We start from the raw sequence: 17,835 nt of genomic DNA on the forward strand, positions 1-17,835 counted from the left end.
ATAACGAGCCGGCGCCACGCCGAGCCTGCACCACGAGGGCATCCGCCATGCCTCAAACCCTTGCTATCGAGCTGATCGAGCCCGGCGTTCGCCTGATTACCCTGCAGCGTCCGCAAGCCCTGAATGCCCTGACCACCGAGTTGCTGGGTGAGCTGGCCGACGAACTGAACGCCGCGCAAGCTGACCCCGCGACCCGCGCCGTGGTCCTCACCGGCAGCCGCAAGGCGTTCGCCGCCGGTGCCGACCTCAAGGAAATGGCCGAATGCAATCTGGTCGGTGTCCTCAACGACCCGCGCCAGGCCTCGTGGCAAAGCATCACCCGCTTCAGCAAACCACTGATCGCCGCCGTCAACGGCTTCGCCCTCGGCGGTGGCTGCGAACTGGCCATGCACGCTGACATCATCATTGCCGGTGAAGACGCCCGCTTCGGCCAGCCGGAAATCAACCTCGGAATCATGCCCGGCGCCGGGGGCACCCAGCGCCTGCTACGCGCTGTCGGCAAGTCCATGGCGATGCAAATGGTCCTGACCGGCGACGCAATCGACGCCCGCCAGGCCCAGCGCGCCGGCCTGGTCAGTGAAGTGACGCAACCGGAATTGACCGTCGAACGTGCCGTGCAGGTCGCCCGCAGCATTGCCGCCAAGGCTCCGCTGGCAGTGCGCCTGGCCAAGGAAGCGCTGCTCAAGGCCATGGACACCGACCTCGCCAGCGGCCTGCGTTTCGAGCGCCACGCCTTCACCTTGCTGGCGGGCACCCGCGACCGCGACGAAGGCATCCGCGCGTTCCAGGAAAAACGCCGGCCGAACTTCACCGGCGAATAAACCGGTTATCAGCCACCGAATTCGAATGACCGCCAAGAGAGCGCCCAGACCATGAACTTCGAACACATCCTGTTTTCCATCGAGGCCGGCGTCGCCCTGCTCAGCCTCAACCGCCCGGACCAGCTCAACAGTTTCAACACGCAAATGCATGGTGAAGTGAAGGAGGCGCTGAAACAGGTGCGGCAGAACCCGGACGTGCGCGTCTTGTTGCTGACCGGTGAAGGCCGAGGCTTCTGCGCCGGGCAAGACCTGAGCGATCGCAACGTCGCACCGGGCAGCGCCGTGCCGGATCTGGGTGAGTCGATCGAGAAGTTCTACAACCCGATGATCCGCCAGTTGCGCGACCTGCCGCTGCCGGTGATCTGCGCGGTCAATGGCGTGGCGGCCGGGGCTGGGGCCAACATCCCATTGGCCTGCGACCTGGTGCTGGCGGCGCGCTCGGCCAGTTTCATTCAGGCCTTCTGCAAAATCGGCCTGATTCCTGATTCCGGTGGCACCTGGACCCTGCCACGCCTGGTCGGCATGGCGCGGGCCAAGGCGCTGGCGCTGTTGGGTAACCGCCTGACCGCCGAGCAGGCCGAGCAATGGGGCCTGATCTACCGCTGCGTGGAAGACGCCGAACTGCGCGACGAAGCCTTGAAGCTGGCGCGCCACCTGGCCACTCAGCCGACCTACGGCCTGGCACTGATCAAACGCAGCCTGAACGCCAGCATGAGCAACAGCTTCGACGAACAGCTGGAGCTGGAACGCGATCTGCAACGCCTGGCCGGGCGCAGTGCGGATTATCGCGAAGGCGTCGGCGCCTTCATGGAAAAACGCAGCCCAAGCTTCAAGGGGCGCTGAGCCATGAGCGCACTGAACACTACCGCACGTATCGCCGTGATCGGCGCCGGGGCCATGGGTGCCGGCATCGCTCAGGTCGCGGCACAGGCCGGGCACCCGGTGCTGCTGCTGGACAACCGTCCCGGCGCCGCGGCTCAAGCCATCGAAGGCATCAACCGGCAATTGGGCAAGCGGGTCGACAGCGGCAAGCTGTCCGCCGAGTCGCGCAGCGCAACCATTGGTCGCCTGGTGGCTGTGGAAGCCATCGAAGCCCTGGCCGATTGCGATTTGATCATCGAAGCCATCGTCGAGAACCTTGAGGTCAAGCGCGCGCTGTTCCGCCAGCTCGAAGGCATCTGCGGCGAACACTGCATTCTGGCCAGCAACACCTCGTCGCTGTCGATCACCAGCATTGCTGCACAGCTGAGCCATCCGCAGCGCCTGCTCGGCCTGCACTTCTTCAACCCGGCGCCGGTGATGGCGCTGGTGGAAATCGTTTCCGGGCTGGCCAGCGATCCAGTCCTGGCCGAATGCCTGTACGACACCGCCAGGGCCTGGGGCAAAAAACCGGTGCATACCCGCTCTACTCCGGGCTTCATCGTCAACCGCGTGGCCCGGCCGTTTTATGCCGAAAGCCTGCGCCTGCTGCAGGAAGGCGCTGCCGATTGCCCTACCCTGGATGCACTGATGCGCGACGCCGGCGGATTTGCCATGGGTGCGTTCGAGCTGACCGACCTGATCGGCCACGACGTCAACTACGCGGTGACCTGCTCGGTGTTCAGTGCCTACTACAACGACACGCGCTTCCTGCCTTCGCTGATCCAGAAAGAACTGGTGGACGGCGGGCGCCTGGGTCGCAAGAGCGGGCAGGGTTTCTATTCTTACGCCGAAGGTGTCGAGCGCGCGTTACCTGCGCAGGTCGCCAGCACCGCGACCGTGGATGTGTGCATCGTCGAAGGTGATCTGGGCATTGCCCGGGGTTTGCTTGCGCGCCTTCGCGAGCAGGGCATCGAAGTCATCCAGCGCGATGGCCGGGGCCTGCTGCGCGTCGGCGACGCCGTACTGGCTTTGAGCGATGGACGCATGGCTTGCCAGCGCGCCAGGGAAGACGGGCTGCGCAATCTGATTCTGCTGGACCTGGCACTGGATTACGGCCAGGCCAAACGCATCGCCATCAGTTGCGCGGAGGGCATCGACCCACAAGCTCTGGAACAAGGAATCGCGCTACTGCACCAGGCCGGCTTCAAAGTCAGCCAACTCAGCGACAGCCCCGCCCTCGCGGTGCTGCGTACCGTGGCCATGCTCGCCAACGAAGCCGCCGATGCCCTGCTGCAAGGCGTGGCTTCGGCCGCCGACATCGATCTGGCCATGCGCGCCGGGGTCAATTACCCGCAAGGCCCGCTGGCCTGGGCGGATGCGATCGGGCTGCGGCACATCCTCAGCGTACTGGAAAACCTGCAAGCCGTTTACGGCGAAGAACGCTATCGCCCTTCGCTGCTGTTGCGTCGTCGGGTCGCTGAAGGGAGAACATTCCATGACTAACCATGAAGCGATGAACCTGGCCAGCACCTGCGCCCAGGCCTTGTTCCAGCGCGACACCGCCAGCCAGGCCATGGGCATGCGCCTGCTGTCCGCAGGTCCCGGTTGCGCCCGGGTGGGCATGACCGTACGCGCCGACATGCTCCAGGGCCATGGCACCTGCCACGGCGGCTACCTGTTCGCCCTCGCCGACTCGGCGTTCGCGTTCGCTTGCAACAGCTACAACGAAGCCACCGTGGCCATCGGCTGCAGCATCGACTACATCGCCCCGGCACGACTGGGCGATACGTTGAACGCCGACTGCATCGAGCAAAGCCGTTCCGGGCGCACCGGCAACTATGACGTACGCATTGAAAACCAGCAGGGTCAGTTGATCGCCCTGTTCCACGGCAAATCCTACAAAGTGCGCGGCCCCGTGCTGGCGCAGGAGACCCCTGATGAATGACGCCCTGATCATCGACGCGGTACGCACCCCGATCGGCCGCTATGCCGGAGTGCTGAGCGGCGTGCGCGCCGACGACCTCGGCGCGGTGCCCCTGCGCGAACTGCTGCGCCGCCACCCGCAAGTCGACTGGAACTCGGTCGACGACGTGATCTACGGCTGCGCCAACCAGGCCGGTGAAGACAACCGCAACGTCGCACGCATGTCGGCGCTGCTGGCTGGCCTGCCGGTCAGCGTGCCCGGCACCACTCTCAATCGCCTGTGCGGTTCCGGGCTGGATGCGGTCGGCAGCGCAGCCCGGGCTATTCGCAGTGGCGAAGTCGGCCTGATGCTGGTCGGCGGCGTCGAATCGATGTCCCGCGCACCGCTGGTGATGGGCAAGGCCGAGCAGGCATTTTCCCGCCAGGCCGAGATCTTCGATACCACCATCGGCTGGCGCTTCGTCAATCCACTGATGAAAAAGGCCTACGGCATCGACTCCATGCCGGAAACCGCGGAAAACGTCGCCGCACAGTTCAACATCTCCCGGGCCGACCAGGACGCTTTCGCCCTGCGCAGCCAGCAACGCGCCGCTGCGGCCCAAGCTAACGGGCGCTTGGCCAAGGAGATCGTTGCAGTAGAAATTCCCCAGCGCAAAGGCCCGGCCAAAGTGGTCGAGCACGATGAGCACCCGCGCGGCGATACCACCCTGGAACAGCTTGCCAAACTCGGCACACCGTTCCGCGAAGGCGGCAGCATCACCGCCGGCAACGCCTCCGGAGTCAATGACGGTGCCTGCGCCCTGTTGCTGGCCAGCCCCGAAGTCGCCAAACGTCACGGCCTGACCGCACGCGGTCGGGTGGTGGCGATGGCCACCGCGGGCGTCGAACCGCGAATCATGGGCATCGGCCCGGTACCGGCAACGCGCAAGGTGCTGGAAGTGGCCAACCTGAGCCTGGCGGACATGGACGTGATCGAGCTCAACGAAGCTTTTGCCGCACAAGGCCTGGCGGTATTGCGCGAACTGGGCCTGAGCGACACCGATCCACGGGTCAACCCCAACGGCGGCGCCATTGCCCTCGGTCATCCGCTGGGCATGAGTGGCGCGCGCCTGGTCACCACCGCCCTGCATGAGCTTGAGGAACGCAACGGTCGCTACGCCCTGTGCACCATGTGCATCGGCGTCGGCCAAGGCATCGCGCTGATCATCGAGCGCTTGTCCGACTAAAGAACCGCGATTCCCGGGGAGCCGAGAGGTATCCTTGGGGCATGCACTCAAAGCCCCTGTGCAAAGGGCTGGAACACAAAAATAATTCGAGTGAAGTTATGAACATGCCAATAGCCCGATCCACGCTTGATCCTGTGCTGGACCCGCTGGAAACCGCCAGCATCGACGAGTTGCGCCAGCATCAGCTGGAGCGCCTGCGCTGGAGCCTGAACCACGCCTACAACAACGTGCCGCTGTACCGTCAGCGCTTCGATGCCCTGGGCGTACACCCGGACGACATCAAGTCCCTGGATGACCTGGCGAAGTTCCCCTTCACCACCAAGTCCGACCTGCGCGACAACTACCCCTACGGCATGTTTGCCGTGCCGATGCACGACATCGTGCGCCTGCATGCGTCCAGTGGCACCACCGGCAAACCGACCGTGGTCGGCTACACCCAGAACGACATAGACACCTGGGCCAACGTGGTCGCACGCTCGATCCGCGCAGCCGGTGGCCGGCGTGGCGACAAGGTACACATCTCCTATGGCTACGGCCTGTTCACCGGCGGCCTCGGCGCGCATTACGGTGCCGAACGCCTGGGCTGCACGGTGATTCCGATGTCCGGCGGCCAGACCGAGAAACAAGTGCAACTGATCAAGGATTTCCAGCCGGACATCATCATGGTCACGCCGTCCTACATGCTCAACATCGCCGATGAAATCGAGCGCCAGGGCATCGACCCGCACAAACTGGCCCTGCGCCTGGGCATCTTCGGCGCCGAGCCATGGACCGCCGAACTGCGCAGCGCCATTGAAGCGCGCATGGGCATCACGGCCCTGGACATCTACGGTCTTTCGGAAATCATGGGCCCGGGCGTGGCCATGGAATGTGCCGAAACCAAGGATGGCCCGACTATCTGGGAAGACCATTTCTACCCGGAAATCATCGACCCGGTCACTGGCGAAGTGCTGCCGGACGGTCAGATGGGTGAGCTGGTGTTCACCTCCCTGAGCAAAGAAGCCCTGCCGATGATCCGCTACCGCACCCGGGATCTGACGCGCCTGCTGCCGGGCACCGCACGACCGATGCGGCGCATCGACAAGATCACCGGGCGCAGCGATGACATGCTGATCATTCGTGGGGTCAACGTATTCCCGACCCAGATCGAGGAGCAGGTACTGAAAGTCAAACAACTTTCCGAGTGCTACGAAATTCATCTGTATCGCAATGGCAACTTGGACAGCGTCGATGTGCATGTTGAGCTGCGGGCTGAACATCAGCACATGAGCGATGAACAGCAGAAGGCGGTTTGTGGCGAGTTGAGCAAGCATATCAAGACGTATATCGGGATCAGTTCGCGGATCGTTTTGCAGCCGCTCCACGCGATCAAGCGGTCGGAGGGCAAGGCTTGCCACGTGGTGGATAAGCGTCCCAAGGCGTGATGGTTTAAAGAATGACTGCTGCACCTCTTATGGCCCTGCTTTTGCGGGGCTTTTTTTGCGCGAGTGGAAAGTTCAAGTTATGCGTAGCGGCTGAGATCCAACCCCCTCACCCCAGCCCTCTCCCCCAAGGGGGCGAGGGGAAAGGGAGCAGATCTTTGTAGATTTCAAAACCTGAGTTCGACTCGAAATTTTCCGGTCGATGCACCTCGAAAGAACCCACCGTCGGCTCCCCCCTCTCCAAACCTGAGTCCAACCCGATTTTTTCAGGTCGATGCACCTCGAAAGAACCCACCGTCGGCTCCCCCCTCTCCAAACCTGAGTCCAACCCAATTTTTTCAGGTCGATGCACCTCGAAAGAACCCACCGTCGGCTCCCCCCCTCTCCAAACCTGAGTCCAACCCGATTTTTTCAGGTCGATGCACTTCGAAAGACCCCACCGTCGGCTCCCCCCTCTCCAAACCTGAGTCCAACCCGTTTTTCAGGTCGATGCACCTCGAAAGAACCCACCGTCGGCTCCCCCCCCCTCTCCAAACCTGAGTCCAACCCGTTTTTTCAGGTCGATGCACCTCGAAAGAACCCCTCCGTCGGCTCCCTCTCCCTCCGGGAGAGGGCTGGGGTGAGGGTGGCTTTTTGGATCTTGGCAAAGACCGTCCATCCCAAAGCGATACAAAAACACATACGACACGATATTTACTGTTTGATATTAAATTCTGTATCGCTTATAAAGTTCTCCATGCCTTCAACAGATTCACGGCGGGAGACACCCGAATGTACGCACAGCTTGTAGAAACCGGCGTAAAGCGCATCAAAGACCTGTCGGAGATGTCCGAACAGGAACGCGCCTTCCAGGAAAAAATCGATTCAGAAATCAAGATCGAAGCAAAAAACTGGATGCCCGATGCCTATCGCCAGACCCTCATCCGGCAGATCTCGCAGCACGCTCACTCGGAAATCGTCGGCATGCTGCCGGAAGGCAACTGGGTCACCCGCGCGCCAAGCCTCAAGCGCAAACTGCAACTGATGGCCAAAATCCAGGACGAAGCCGGCCACGGTCTCTACCTGTACAGCGCCATGGAAACCCTCGGCGCCGATCGCGATGAAGAGATCGACAAGCTGCACAGCGGCAAGGCCAAGTACTCGAGCATTTTCAATTACCCGACGCTGAACTGGGCCGACATGGGCGCAGTAGGCTGGCTGGTCGATGGGGCGGCGATCGTCAACCAGGTGGTGCTGCAGCGCACCTCCTACGGCCCGTACTCGCGGGCGATGATCCGCATCTGCAAGGAAGAGAGCTTCCACCAGCGCCAGGGCTACGAAATCCTGCTGACCATGATGCGCCACGGTACTCAGGCGCAAAAAGACATGGTCCAGGACGCGATCAATCGCCTCTGGTGGCCGTCGCTGATGATGTTTGGCCCAAGCGACGAACACTCGCCGAACAGTGCGCAATCGATGGCCTGGAAAATCAAGCGCCAGAGCAACGACGAACTGCGCCAGCGCTTCATCGACCAGACCATCCCGCAGCTTGAGCTTTTGGGCTGCACCTGCCCCGACCCGGACTTGAAGTGGAACGCCGAACGTGGCCACTACGACTTCGGCGAAATCCAGTGGAGCGAATTCTACGAAGTGCTCAAGGGCAACGGCCCGTGCAATCAGGAGCGCGTCGACACCCGCCGCAAGGCGATTGAAGACGGTGCCTGGGTTCGTGAAGCCGCCGTCGCCCACGCCCGCAAAAAACAAAACAAGAACGCCGCCTGATTCGGCCACCTGATCTGGAGACACCGCCATGTCCGAATGGACCCTCTTCGAAGTCTTCGTGCGCAGCAAGCACGGCCTCAACCACAAGCACGTCGGCAGCGTACATGCCGCCGACACCACCATGGCCATCGAGAATGCGCGCGAGCTCTACACCCGTCGCAGCGAAGGCGTGAGCCTGTGGGTGGTGCCTTCGGCCCTGATCACCGCCTCCTCCCCCGATGAAAAAGACCCGCTGTTCGACCCATCGGACGACAAGGTTTACCGCCACGCCAGCTTCTACGAGCTGCCGGCCGAAGTCGGGCACATGTGAGGTCAACCATGAACAACAAGACCGATCTGATCGAATACCTGCTGCGCCTCGGCGACAGCGCCCTGATCCAGGGCCAGCGCCTGTGCCAATGGTGCGGCAAGGCACCAGCCCTGGAAGAAGAGCTGGCGCTGATGAACGTCGGCCTCGACCTGGTGGGTCAGGCACGCAACTGGCTGGACTACGCAGCCGAACTGCTGGATGACGGCCGCGACGCCGATCACCTGGCGTTTCGCCGTGACGAGCGCGCCTATCGCAACCTGCTGCTGGTGGAGCAACCCAACGGCGACTTCGCGGTGACCATGCTCAAGCAGTTTCTCTATGACGCCTGGCATCTGCCGGTGCTGCAGGGCCTGAGCCAGTCCAGCGACGAACGCATTGCCGGCATCGCCGCCAAGGCGGTGAAGGAAGTGACCTATCACCTGCGTCGTTCCGGCGAATGGATCGAGCGCATGGGTGACGGCACCGAGGAAAGCCACCAGCGCATGCTCGCGGCGATCCCCGAAGTCTGGCGCTTCACTGTCGAGCTGATCGCCGCCGACGACAGCGAACAACGCCTATACGACGCCGGTATCACGCCGGACATCTCCAGCGTCGCCGCCCAGTGGCAAGCCAGGGTCAACGGGATTTTCACCAGCGCCACCCTGCCCGTGCCCGCTGCGCCAAGCTATTTCTACCTGAATGCACGCAAGGGCCTGCACACCGAACACCTGGGCATCCTGCTGGCGGAAATGCAGTTCCTGCCCCGAGCGTACCCCGATGCAACCTGGTGATCTGATCGCCAGCGACCTCGGCGCCCGGCCGGCTCAACCGACCGACCTGGCTGCCGCGTGGGCGATCCTGTCCGAGGTCATGGACCCGGAAGTGCCAGTGGTCAGCGTCGTTGACCTGGGCATCGTTCGCGATCTCGACTGGCAGGCCGGTCACCTTCACGTGGTGGTCACGCCGACCTACTCCGGCTGCCCGGCCACCGAGGTGATCGAGAGCGACATCCGCCAAGCCCTGGAACTCGCCGGATTCAAGTCGCCGCAACTCGAGCGCAAATTGACCCCGGCCTGGACCACCGACTGGATCAGCGACATCGGCCGCGAACGCCTGCGCGCTTACGGCATCGCGCCACCCGAAGGCAGTACCAGCAAGCGCAGCCTGCTCGGCGAGAGCCCGGTGGTCGTCTGCCCGCAATGCGGCAGCGCCCACACCGAAGTGCTCAGCGAGTTTGGTTCCACCGCGTGCAAGGCGCTGTATCGCTGCATCGAGTGCCGGGAACCGTTCGACTATTTCAAGTGCATCTGAGCGGCGATCGGCCGTCCCAGCTGGAGAACAACAATGAGTAAATTTCACAGCCTGACCATCAAGGACGTGCGTGCCGAGACCCGTGACGCGGTATCCATCGCCTTCGAGATTCCGCAGCACTTGCAGGACAGTTTCCACTTCACCCAGGGCCAGCACCTGGTGATGCGCACCCAGTTGGACGGCGAAGAAGTGCGCCGCTCCTATTCGATCTGCACCGGCGTCAACGACGGTGAACTGCGCGTTGCCATCAAGCGTGTGGCGGGCGGGCGTTTCTCTGCCTTTGCCAACGAGCAACTGCAAGCCGGGCATAGCCTGGAAGTGATGCCGCCGGCGGGACATTTTTGCGTCGAACTCGACCCGGCGCGCCACGGCAATTACCTTGCGGTCGCGGCAGGCAGCGGCATCACGCCGATTCTGTCGATCATCAAGACCACGTTGCAAACCGAGCCCCACAGCCGCGTCACCCTGCTGTACGGCAACCGTTCCAGCTCCGGCGCGCTGTTTCGCGAACAGCTCGAAGACCTGAAAAACCGCTACCTGCAACGCCTGAACCTGATCTTCGTGTTCAGCCGCGAACAGCAGGATGTCGACCTGTACAACGGCCGGATCAACGCCGAGAAATGCGAGCAACTGTTCAGCCGCTGGCTCGACGTCAAAACGCTCGACGCCGCCTTCATCTGCGGCCCACAGGAAATGACCGAAACCGTGCGCGACAGCCTCAAGGCCAAGGGCATGCAGCCCGAGCGCATTCATTTCGAACTGTTCGCTGCCGCCGGCAGCGAGCACAAACGTGCCGCCCGTGAAGCCGCGCGACAGGTGGATGCGGCAGTCAGCCAGATCACCGTGATCAGCGACGGCCGTGCCCTGGCCTTCGACCTGCCACGCAACAGCCAGAGCATCCTCGACGCCGGTAACGAGCAAGGCGCGGAACTGCCCTATTCGTGCAAGGCCGGCGTGTGCTCGACCTGCAAGTGCAAGGTCATCGAAGGCGAGGTGGAAATGGACAGCAACCACGCCCTGGAAGACTACGAAGTGGCCGCCGGTTACGTGCTGTCGTGCCAGGCGTTCCCGATCAGCGACAAGGTCGTGCTGGATTTCGACCAACTCTGATGCCCTGTTTTGTCGGATAACACAAACCCTGTGGGAGCGGGCTTGCTCGCGAAGACGGAATATCAGGCGCCATCCATGTTGAATGTGACGGCCTCTTCGCGAGCAAGCCCGCTCCCACATTGATCCGGTTCCAACCCGAAACTGTTTCACCCAAAACAAAAACAACAAAGGAGAGCGCGTCATGACACCCCAAGACATAGAACTCATCCGCCAGCACCCGGATTTCATCCAGTTGGTGCGGCGCAAACAAAAGCTGTACTGGTCCTTGAGCCTGGCCATGCTGGTGATCTATTACGGCTTCGTGCTGCTGGTGGCTTTCTCCCCTTCTACCCTGGGCCAATCCCTGAGCGGTGGCGTGACCACCGTGGGCATGCTGGTGGGCGTCGTGATCGTGGTGCTGGCCTTTGCCTTGACCGGTTTCTATGTCTATCGCGCCAACAACGTGATCGACCCGCTCAATGAAAAACTCAAGCAGGAGTGCGCCCGATGAGCCGCCTTCTCGCGTTGCTCCTGCTGCCGCTGGCGACTGTCACTGATGTTGCGATGGCCGCCGACGGCGCCACTCGCCCACTGAACTGGAATGCCATCGGCATGTTCCTGGTGTTCGTGCTGTTCACCCTCGGCGTGACGCGCTGGGCGGCACTTCGCACCCGTTCCACCGCCGACTTCTACACCGCCGGCGGTGGCATGACCGGCTTTCAGAACGGCCTGGCGATTGCCGGCGACATGATTTCGGCAGCCTCGTTCCTCGGCATCTCCGCGATGATGTTCCTCAATGGCTATGACGGCTTGCTCTACGCGCTGGGCGTATTGGCCGGCTGGCCGATCATTCTGTTCTTGATTGCCGAACGCCTGCGCAACCTGGGCAAATACACCTTCGCAGATGTCGTCTCCTATCGCCTTGAGCAAACGCCGGTGCGCCTGACTTCGGCGTTCGGCACCCTGACCGTGGCCCTGATGTACCTGGTGGCGCAGATGGTCGGCGCCGGCAAGCTGATCGAGTTGCTGTTCGGCATCGACTACCTCTACGCAGTCATGTTGGTCGGCGTGTTGATGGTGTTCTACGTGACCTTCGGCGGCATGCTCGCCACCACTTGGGTGCAGATCATCAAGGCGGTGATGCTGTTGTTCGGCACCACTTTCATGGCGTTCATGGTACTCAAGCATTTCGGTTTCAGCACCGAGGCGATGTTTGCCGGCGCCACCGCCGTGCATGCCAAGGGCAACGCGATCATGGCGCCTGGCGGCTTGCTCTCCAACCCGATCGACGCGATCTCCCTGGGGCTGGGCATGATGTTCGGCACTGCCGGCCTGCCGCACATCCTGATGCGTTTCTTCACCGTCAGCGATGCCAAGGAAGCGCGTAAAAGCGTGTTCTACGCCACCGGTTTCATTGGCTACTTCTACTTGCTGCTGATCATCGTCGGCTTCGGCGCAATCGTCATGGTCGGTACCGATCCGGCGTTCCGTGACGCCAGCGGCGCAATCATCGGCGGCGGTAACATGGTCGCCGTGCACCTGGCCCACGCGGTGGGCGGCAATCTGTTCCTGGGGTTCATTTCCGCAGTCGCCTTCGCCACCATTCTGGCAGTGGTCGCCGGGCTCGCGCTGTCCGGCGCCTCGGCGGTATCCCATGACTTGTATGCCTGCGTGATGCGCAAGGGTAAGGCCAGCGAGCAACAGGAAATGCGCGTGTCGCGAATCGCCACCCTGTGCATCGGCGTGCTGGCGATCATCCTCGGCCTGCTGTTCGAGTCGCAGAACATTGCCTTCCTGTCCGGCCTGGTGCTGGCCATCGCCGCCTCGGTGAATTTCCCGGTGCTGTTCCTTTCGATGTACTGGAAAGGCCTGACCACCCGCGGCGCGGTCACCGGCAGCCTGATGGGACTGGTCTCGGCGATTGTCCTGCTGGTCCTGAGCCCTGCGGTGTGGGTCAACGTGATGCATCACGACAAGGCGATCTTCCCGTACTCCAACCCTGCGCTGTTTTCCATGAGTCTGGCGTTCTTCAGCGCCTGGCTGTTTTCCGTTACCGACACCTCCCCCCGTGCAGCCCTTGAGCGTGGCCGTTATCTGGCGCAGTTCATCCGCTCGATGACCGGCATTGGCGCCTCCGGTGCCAGCAAACACTAAATGAAGAGCGCTCAGTGGGCAGGGAAAAAATAATGAGACCCGCACGCAAAGATTTGAATACCGCCATTGATGAGAACCGATTGATCGTCGGTTACACCCTGGCGCTTTGGTAATCCTGCAAAGGCGCGGTTGCGGCCGCGCCCACATCTTTCACTACCAGGAGCAATCGTGATGTCCTCTTCACCTGCACTGCATGCCCCCACCCTGCAAAGTTTCATCGCCGGTCGCTGGATCGGCCAACATGGCGCTCAAGTACTGCGCAGCGCCATCGACGGCCATGAAATCGCCCGTACTCATGAGGAGCGTCCGGACTTCGCCGAAGCCATCGAGCACGGCCGTCGCCAGGGCATCAGTGGCTTGATGGCTCTGGATTTCCAGCAACGCGCTCAACGTCTCAAGGCTCTGGCCCTGTACCTGAGCGAGCGCAAGGAACAGCTCTACGCGATTTCCCACCACAGTGGCGCCACCCGTGCCGACAGCTGGATCGACATCGAAGGCGGCAACAGCACGCTGTTCACCTACGCCAGCCTCGGCTCCCGTGAACTGCCGTCGGGCAACGTCGTCCACGAAGGCCCGGCCATGCAGCTGAGCAAAATGGGTACGTTCGCCGGCACCCACATCCTGGTGCCTCGCGGTGGCCTGGCGGTGCACATCAATGCGTTCAATTTCCCGATCTGGGGCATGCTGGAAAAGTTCGCCCCGAGCTTCCTCGCCGGCATGCCATGCATTGTCAAACCAGCCAGCGCCACCAGCTATCTGACCGAAGCCGTGGTACGCATGATGGACGAATCCGGCCTGCTCCCAGCGGGTAGCCTGCAATTGATCATCGGCGGCACAGGTGATTTGCTCGACCGCCTGCAAGGCCAGGACGTGGTGACCTTCACCGGTTCCGCCGACACTGCGGCCAAGCTGCGGGTCAACCCGAACCTGATTCGCAACTCGGTGCCGTTCAATGCCGAAGCCGACTCGCTGAACTGCGCGATCCTCGCCCCGGACGTCACTCCGGATGATGAAGAGTTCGAGCTGTTCATCAAGGAAGTCGCCCGGGAGATGACCACCAAGGCCGGGCAGAAATGCACCGCCATCCGCCGCGCCATCGTGCCGGCCAAACACATCGATGCCGTGGCCACGCGCCTGCGTGATCGCCTGGCCAAAGTGGTGGTTGGCGATCCGTCAGTGGAAGGCGTGCGCATGGGTGCACTGGCTTCCCACGACCAGCAAAAAGACGTGGCCGAGCGCCTGGAAAGCCTGTTGCAGAGCAGCGACATGCTGTTTGGCGCTCGCGACGGTTTCGAGCCGCGTGGTGTCAACGTCGACAACGGCGCGTTCTTCGCCCCTACCCTGTTGCAGGCCCGCGACCCGCATGCCGAAGGCGGCGCCCACGATATCGAAGCGTTCGGTCCGGTCAGCACGTTGATGGCTTACGACGACCTCGATGAAGCGCTGGCTCTGGCGGCACGCGGCAAAGGCAGCCTGGTGGCCAGTTTGATCACCAAAGATCCGCAAATCGCCGCCAAAGCCATTCCGGTGGCGGCTGCGTTGCATGGTCGTTTGTTGGTGCTGGACCGTGAATCCGCTGGCGAATCCACCGGCCACGGCTCGCCGCTGCCGCAACTCAAGCACGGCGGTCCGGGTCGTGCCGGCGGCGGTGAAGAACTCGGCGGTCTGCGTGCCGTGAAACACTACCTGCAACGCGCGGCAGTGCAAGGTTCGCCGACTATGCTGGCGGCGGTTACCGGCGAGTACGTGCGTGGTGCCAAGGTTATCGAGACCGAGGTGCATCCGTTCCGTCGCTACTTCCAGGACCTGCAGATCGGCGAGTCGCTGCTGACTCACCGTCGCACCGTCACCGAGGCCGATCTGGTGAACTTCGGCTGCCTGTCGGGTGATCACTTCTACATGCACTTCGACGACATCGCCGCCAAGGAATCGCAGTTCGGCAAGCGCATCGCCCACGGCTACTTCGTGCTGTCGGCAGCGGCCGGTCTGTTCGTATCCCCTGGCGTCGGCCCGGTGCTGGCCAACTACGGCCTCGATACCCTGCGCTTCATCAACCCGGTGGGCATCGGCGACACCATCCAGGCGCGCCTGACCTGCAAGCGCAAGATCGACCAGGGCAAGAAGAGCCCGCAAGGCATCCCGCAAGGGGTGGTGGCGTGGGATGTGGAAGTGACCAACCAGCTGGGTGAGCTGGTGGCGAGCTACGACATTCTGACCCTGGTCGTAAAACGCGAAGACTGACTACGTCCCTTAGGAGCCGGCTTGCTGGCGATGGCGATCAACCGGCAAAGATGATGCCGACTGACCCACCGCCATCGCCGACAAGCCAGCTCCTAAAAGTCCGCGTGCGCCCTGCTGTACACGAGACCTGTAGGAGCGAGCATGCTCCGGGCGGCGTTCCGACGATGGTCATGAACGATGGCACTGGCTGCCTGACACCCCGTGGCGATCTCCGGTTTTTCGCGAGCATGCTCGCTCCTACAGAGGTCAGTGCCTGCGCAAGCACTCGATAGACAACGCAAACAACTTCGACTGCGAACCCACCTCCAGTTTCCGGTACAGGTTCTTGCGGTACATGCGCACGGTTTCCGGGGAGATGTTCATCTGGCTGGCCGTGGACTTCACCGAGTGTCCGCGCAAGACCATCTGCGCTACTTCCCGCTCGCGCTCGATGAGCACATCACAGCCCAATTGCTCGAAGGCCGACTGCACCCGCTGCTTGAGGTCATCGTCGGCCGCCACTTCGAGGATGCACACCCTCACAGACTGGAAATCACCTTAAGCAGTGTCTTGCCCATAGCAAATGCACCGTATCAAGCGAGTTCGGCTCTGGATGCGCGGATGCCTTTACTATCGGACGATTCACCAGGCCGCACCATACCCCGAATGGGTGTGTACCGCTTTTCGCTCGCAGGCATGGCAAAAAACAGCAGCGCAGTTGACCCGTTTTGCCATGGATCAGGGGGTGTCCGGCGCTTAAAGTGGCACCCTGAACCGACCACCCCAGGTACAAGTGATGACTGACTTGATCAAACGCGAACAACGTGAAGGCGTACTGACGCTGACACTTGACCGTCCCGACAAGCTCAACGCACTGAACAACAGCCTGTACACGCAACTGGCCGACCTCTTGCTGGCCGCCGACGAAGACGAGCAGACTGGCGTCATCATCCTGACCGGCGGCCCGACCTGCTTCACCAGCGGCAATGATCTGGTGGACTTTCTACAGCACCCACCGACGCATCTGGACAGCCCGGCATTCCGCCTGATGAAGGTCGTGACCCGCCTGCAAAAGCCGTTGATTGCGGCGGTATGCGGGGCGGCCATCGGCATTGGCACCACCTTGCTGCTGCATTGCGATCAGGTATTGGTCACGCGCAATGCCAAGCTGCGCATGCCGTTTGTCAATCTGGGCCTGTGCCCCGAGTTCGGCGCCAGCCTGTTGTTGCCACGCCGCCTCGGCCACGCCCGCGCCGCGCGCTTGCTCCTGCTGGGCGACAGCCTGGATGGGAGCGAGGCCGTCGCCTGGGGCCTGGCCAACGAAGCCTTCGCTGACGGCGCCCAATGCCTGGCGGCGGCGACAAAGATCGCCCAGCGCTTTCTCGCATTGCCGCAGGAGGCCTTGCGCCAATCCCGGCAACTGATGAAACAGGCCAGCCTGGCAGAACTTGAAGCCACTTTGCGCGAAGAAAACCTGCTGTTCATCCAGCGACTTAACAGCGACGAGGCGAAAACCGCCTTGAACGCCCTGCTCAATCGCAGTACCGAAAAGCATTCACCGAAAGGAACCCAGCCATGAACACCCCCGAAATCTACGTCGTCAGCGCCGCCCGCACCGCCATTGGTACCTTCGGTGGTTCACTCAAGGACGTGCCGCCGGCCGACCTCGCGACCACCGCCGTGAAAGCCGCCCTGCAACGGGCCGGCGTCGATCCGGCCCAGGTTGGCCATCTGGTGATGGGCAACGTGATCCCGACCGACACCCGCGACGCCTACATCTCCCGCGTTGCCGCGATCAATGCCGGCATCCCGAAAGAAACCCCGGCCTACAACGTCAACCGCCTGTGCGGTTCGGGCCTGCAAGCCATCATCAATGCTGCACAGACGCTGATGCTCGGCGATGCCGACATCGCCATCGGTGCCGGCGCCGAATCCATGAGCCGCGGCCCGTACCTGATGCCTACCGCCCGTTGGGGTTCGCGCATGGGTAACGTGCAAGCGATCGACTACATGCTCGGCATCCTGCATGACCCGTTCCACGGCATCCACATGGGCATCACCGCGGAAAACGTTGCCGCGCGCAACGGCATCACCCGCGAAATGCAGGACGCCCTGGCCCTGGAAGACCAGAAGCGTGCAGCCCACGCCATTGCCAACGGCTACTTCAGCGAGCAGATCGCTGGCGTGGAAATCCGTGATCGCAAAGAAACCAAACTGTTCACCCTCGACGAGCATCCACGTGCCACGACCATGGAACAGCTGGCAGCCATGAAGCCGGCGTTCAAGAAAGACGGCTCGGTCACCGCCGGTAACGCTTCGGGCCTCAACGACGGCGCCGCTGCGCTGGTCATGGCCACCGGTGCTGCGGTTCAGGGCAGCAACCTGCGCCCTCTGGCCCGTCTGGTCAGCTACGCCCACGCCGGTGTCGAGCCGGAACTGATGGGCCTGGGCCCGATCCCGGCCACCCGCCTGGCACTCAAGCGTGCCGGCCTGACCGTTGCCGACCTGGACGTAATCGAAGCCAACATCGCCTTCGCCGCCCAAGCCTGTGCCGTCAGCCAGGAACTGGACCTCGACCCAGCCAAGGTCAACCCGAACGGTTCGGGTATCGCCCTGGGTCACCCGGTTGGCGCGACCGGCGCGATCATCGCCACCAAGGCCATCCATGAACTGCACCGCGTCAACGGCCGTTATGCGCTGGTGACCATGTGCATCGGTGGTGGTCAGGGGATTGCGGCGATTTTCGAACGCGCCTAAAT

The 17,835-nt window shown here is 62.5% G+C and carries 16 protein-coding genes and 1 pseudogene; 16 read left to right on the plus strand and 1 reads right to left on the minus strand.

Going from position 1 to position 17,835, the window contains the following annotated elements; translation table 11 throughout:
• The first annotated feature begins 47 nt into the window (after positions 1-47).
• From paaF to paaZ, 14 genes are all read left to right on the plus strand, one after another.
• Positions 48-821, plus strand: a complete 774-nt coding sequence (gene paaF, locus AC07OG_RS11170; protein ID WP_495067041.1) for a 2,3-dehydroadipyl-CoA hydratase PaaF — start codon at positions 48-50, stop codon at positions 819-821.
• A gap of 51 nt (positions 822-872) precedes the next feature.
• The gene (gene paaG, locus AC07OG_RS11175; RefSeq protein WP_495067042.1) at positions 873-1,664 is read left to right on the plus strand and encodes a 2-(1,2-epoxy-1,2-dihydrophenyl)acetyl-CoA isomerase PaaG; all 792 of its coding nucleotides are present in this window, start codon (positions 873-875) and stop codon (positions 1,662-1,664) included.
• A gap of 3 nt (positions 1,665-1,667) precedes the next feature.
• Positions 1,668-3,185 (plus strand): 3-hydroxyacyl-CoA dehydrogenase PaaH, encoded by a 1,518-nt coding sequence (gene paaH, locus AC07OG_RS11180; RefSeq protein WP_218424548.1) that lies wholly within the window; start codon positions 1,668-1,670, stop codon positions 3,183-3,185.
• The gene (gene paaI, locus AC07OG_RS11185) at positions 3,178-3,627 is read left to right on the plus strand and encodes a hydroxyphenylacetyl-CoA thioesterase PaaI (RefSeq protein WP_060539876.1); all 450 of its coding nucleotides are present in this window, start codon (positions 3,178-3,180) and stop codon (positions 3,625-3,627) included. The genes paaH and paaI overlap by 8 nt, the downstream gene beginning before the upstream one ends.
• The gene (gene pcaF, locus AC07OG_RS11190) at positions 3,620-4,831 is read left to right on the plus strand and encodes a 3-oxoadipyl-CoA thiolase (protein WP_495067043.1); all 1,212 of its coding nucleotides are present in this window, start codon (positions 3,620-3,622) and stop codon (positions 4,829-4,831) included. Before paaI ends, pcaF begins: the two co-directional genes overlap by 8 nt.
• Before the next feature lie 98 nt (positions 4,832-4,929).
• Positions 4,930-6,255 (plus strand): phenylacetate--CoA ligase PaaK, encoded by a 1,326-nt coding sequence (paaK, locus tag AC07OG_RS11195; protein ID WP_495067044.1) that lies wholly within the window; start codon positions 4,930-4,932, stop codon positions 6,253-6,255.
• A gap of 768 nt (positions 6,256-7,023) precedes the next feature.
• The gene (gene paaA / locus AC07OG_RS11200) at positions 7,024-8,013 is read left to right on the plus strand and encodes a 1,2-phenylacetyl-CoA epoxidase subunit PaaA (protein ID WP_060539879.1); all 990 of its coding nucleotides are present in this window, start codon (positions 7,024-7,026) and stop codon (positions 8,011-8,013) included.
• Between the two features lie 28 nt (positions 8,014-8,041).
• On the plus strand, positions 8,042-8,323 hold the full coding sequence (gene paaB, locus AC07OG_RS11205) for a 1,2-phenylacetyl-CoA epoxidase subunit PaaB (RefSeq protein WP_007943393.1): 282 nt from the start codon (positions 8,042-8,044) through the stop codon (positions 8,321-8,323).
• Positions 8,324-8,331: 8 nt separating this feature from the next.
• Positions 8,332-9,093, plus strand: coding sequence for a 1,2-phenylacetyl-CoA epoxidase subunit PaaC (paaC, locus tag AC07OG_RS11210; RefSeq protein WP_495067045.1), 762 nt, complete (start codon positions 8,332-8,334; stop codon positions 9,091-9,093).
• Entirely contained in the window at positions 9,080-9,613 is a 534-nt protein-coding gene (gene paaD / locus AC07OG_RS11215) for a 1,2-phenylacetyl-CoA epoxidase subunit PaaD (protein ID WP_495067046.1), read from the plus strand. Before paaC ends, paaD begins: the two co-directional genes overlap by 14 nt.
• 33 nt (positions 9,614-9,646) lie before the next feature.
• A complete protein-coding gene (gene paaE, locus AC07OG_RS11220) occupies positions 9,647-10,723 on the plus strand; it encodes a 1,2-phenylacetyl-CoA epoxidase subunit PaaE (protein ID WP_060539882.1) in 1,077 nt (358 codons plus the stop codon).
• 181 nt (positions 10,724-10,904) lie between these two features.
• On the plus strand, positions 10,905-11,213 hold the full coding sequence (locus AC07OG_RS11225) for a DUF485 domain-containing protein (protein WP_060539883.1): 309 nt from the start codon (positions 10,905-10,907) through the stop codon (positions 11,211-11,213).
• A complete protein-coding gene (locus AC07OG_RS11230) occupies positions 11,210-12,856 on the plus strand; it encodes a cation acetate symporter (protein WP_495067047.1) in 1,647 nt (548 codons plus the stop codon). Before AC07OG_RS11225 ends, AC07OG_RS11230 begins: the two co-directional genes overlap by 4 nt.
• Positions 12,857-13,027: 171 nt before the next feature.
• The gene (gene paaZ, locus AC07OG_RS11235; protein WP_495067048.1) at positions 13,028-15,097 is read left to right on the plus strand and encodes a phenylacetic acid degradation bifunctional protein PaaZ; all 2,070 of its coding nucleotides are present in this window, start codon (positions 13,028-13,030) and stop codon (positions 15,095-15,097) included.
• 246 nt (positions 15,098-15,343) lie between these two features.
• On the opposite strand, the pseudogene AC07OG_RS11240 reads toward paaZ, so the two are convergent.
• Positions 15,344-15,586: pseudogene (locus AC07OG_RS11240) on the minus strand (helix-turn-helix domain-containing protein); the annotation flags it as partial.
• Between the two features lie 286 nt (positions 15,587-15,872).
• Here AC07OG_RS11240 and AC07OG_RS11245 point away from each other — a divergent pair.
• Both AC07OG_RS11245 and AC07OG_RS11250 read left to right on the plus strand, forming a co-directional pair.
• Positions 15,873-16,655, plus strand: a complete 783-nt coding sequence (locus AC07OG_RS11245) for an enoyl-CoA hydratase-related protein (protein WP_218424552.1) — start codon at positions 15,873-15,875, stop codon at positions 16,653-16,655.
• Entirely contained in the window at positions 16,652-17,833 is a 1,182-nt protein-coding gene (locus tag AC07OG_RS11250) for an acetyl-CoA C-acyltransferase family protein (protein WP_495067049.1), read from the plus strand. The genes AC07OG_RS11245 and AC07OG_RS11250 overlap by 4 nt, the downstream gene beginning before the upstream one ends.
• Positions 17,834-17,835 lie beyond the last annotated feature (2 nt).

The sequence above is a fragment of the Pseudomonas sp. GW821-FHT09H03 genome (assembly GCF_059415945.1).

Coding starts and splice junctions, on each gene's coding strand:
- paaF (WP_495067041.1), top strand. CDS start 48: ATGCCTCAAACCCTTGCTATCGAGCTGATCGAGCCCGGCGTTCGCCTG.
- paaG (WP_495067042.1), top strand. CDS start 873: ATGAACTTCGAACACATCCTGTTTTCCATCGAGGCCGGCGTCGCCCTG.
- paaH (WP_218424548.1), top strand. CDS start 1,668: ATGAGCGCACTGAACACTACCGCACGTATCGCCGTGATCGGCGCCGGG.
- paaI (WP_060539876.1), top strand. CDS start 3,178: ATGACTAACCATGAAGCGATGAACCTGGCCAGCACCTGCGCCCAGGCC.
- pcaF (WP_495067043.1), top strand. CDS start 3,620: ATGAATGACGCCCTGATCATCGACGCGGTACGCACCCCGATCGGCCGC.
- paaK (WP_495067044.1), top strand. CDS start 4,930: ATGAACATGCCAATAGCCCGATCCACGCTTGATCCTGTGCTGGACCCG.
- paaA (WP_060539879.1), top strand. CDS start 7,024: ATGTACGCACAGCTTGTAGAAACCGGCGTAAAGCGCATCAAAGACCTG.
- paaB (WP_007943393.1), top strand. CDS start 8,042: ATGTCCGAATGGACCCTCTTCGAAGTCTTCGTGCGCAGCAAGCACGGC.
- paaC (WP_495067045.1), top strand. CDS start 8,332: ATGAACAACAAGACCGATCTGATCGAATACCTGCTGCGCCTCGGCGAC.
- paaD (WP_495067046.1), top strand. CDS start 9,080: ATGCAACCTGGTGATCTGATCGCCAGCGACCTCGGCGCCCGGCCGGCT.
- paaE (WP_060539882.1), top strand. CDS start 9,647: ATGAGTAAATTTCACAGCCTGACCATCAAGGACGTGCGTGCCGAGACC.
- AC07OG_RS11225 (WP_060539883.1), top strand. CDS start 10,905: ATGACACCCCAAGACATAGAACTCATCCGCCAGCACCCGGATTTCATC.
- AC07OG_RS11230 (WP_495067047.1), top strand. CDS start 11,210: ATGAGCCGCCTTCTCGCGTTGCTCCTGCTGCCGCTGGCGACTGTCACT.
- paaZ (WP_495067048.1), top strand. CDS start 13,028: ATGTCCTCTTCACCTGCACTGCATGCCCCCACCCTGCAAAGTTTCATC.
- AC07OG_RS11245 (WP_218424552.1), top strand. CDS start 15,873: ATGACTGACTTGATCAAACGCGAACAACGTGAAGGCGTACTGACGCTG.
- AC07OG_RS11250 (WP_495067049.1), top strand. CDS start 16,652: ATGAACACCCCCGAAATCTACGTCGTCAGCGCCGCCCGCACCGCCATT.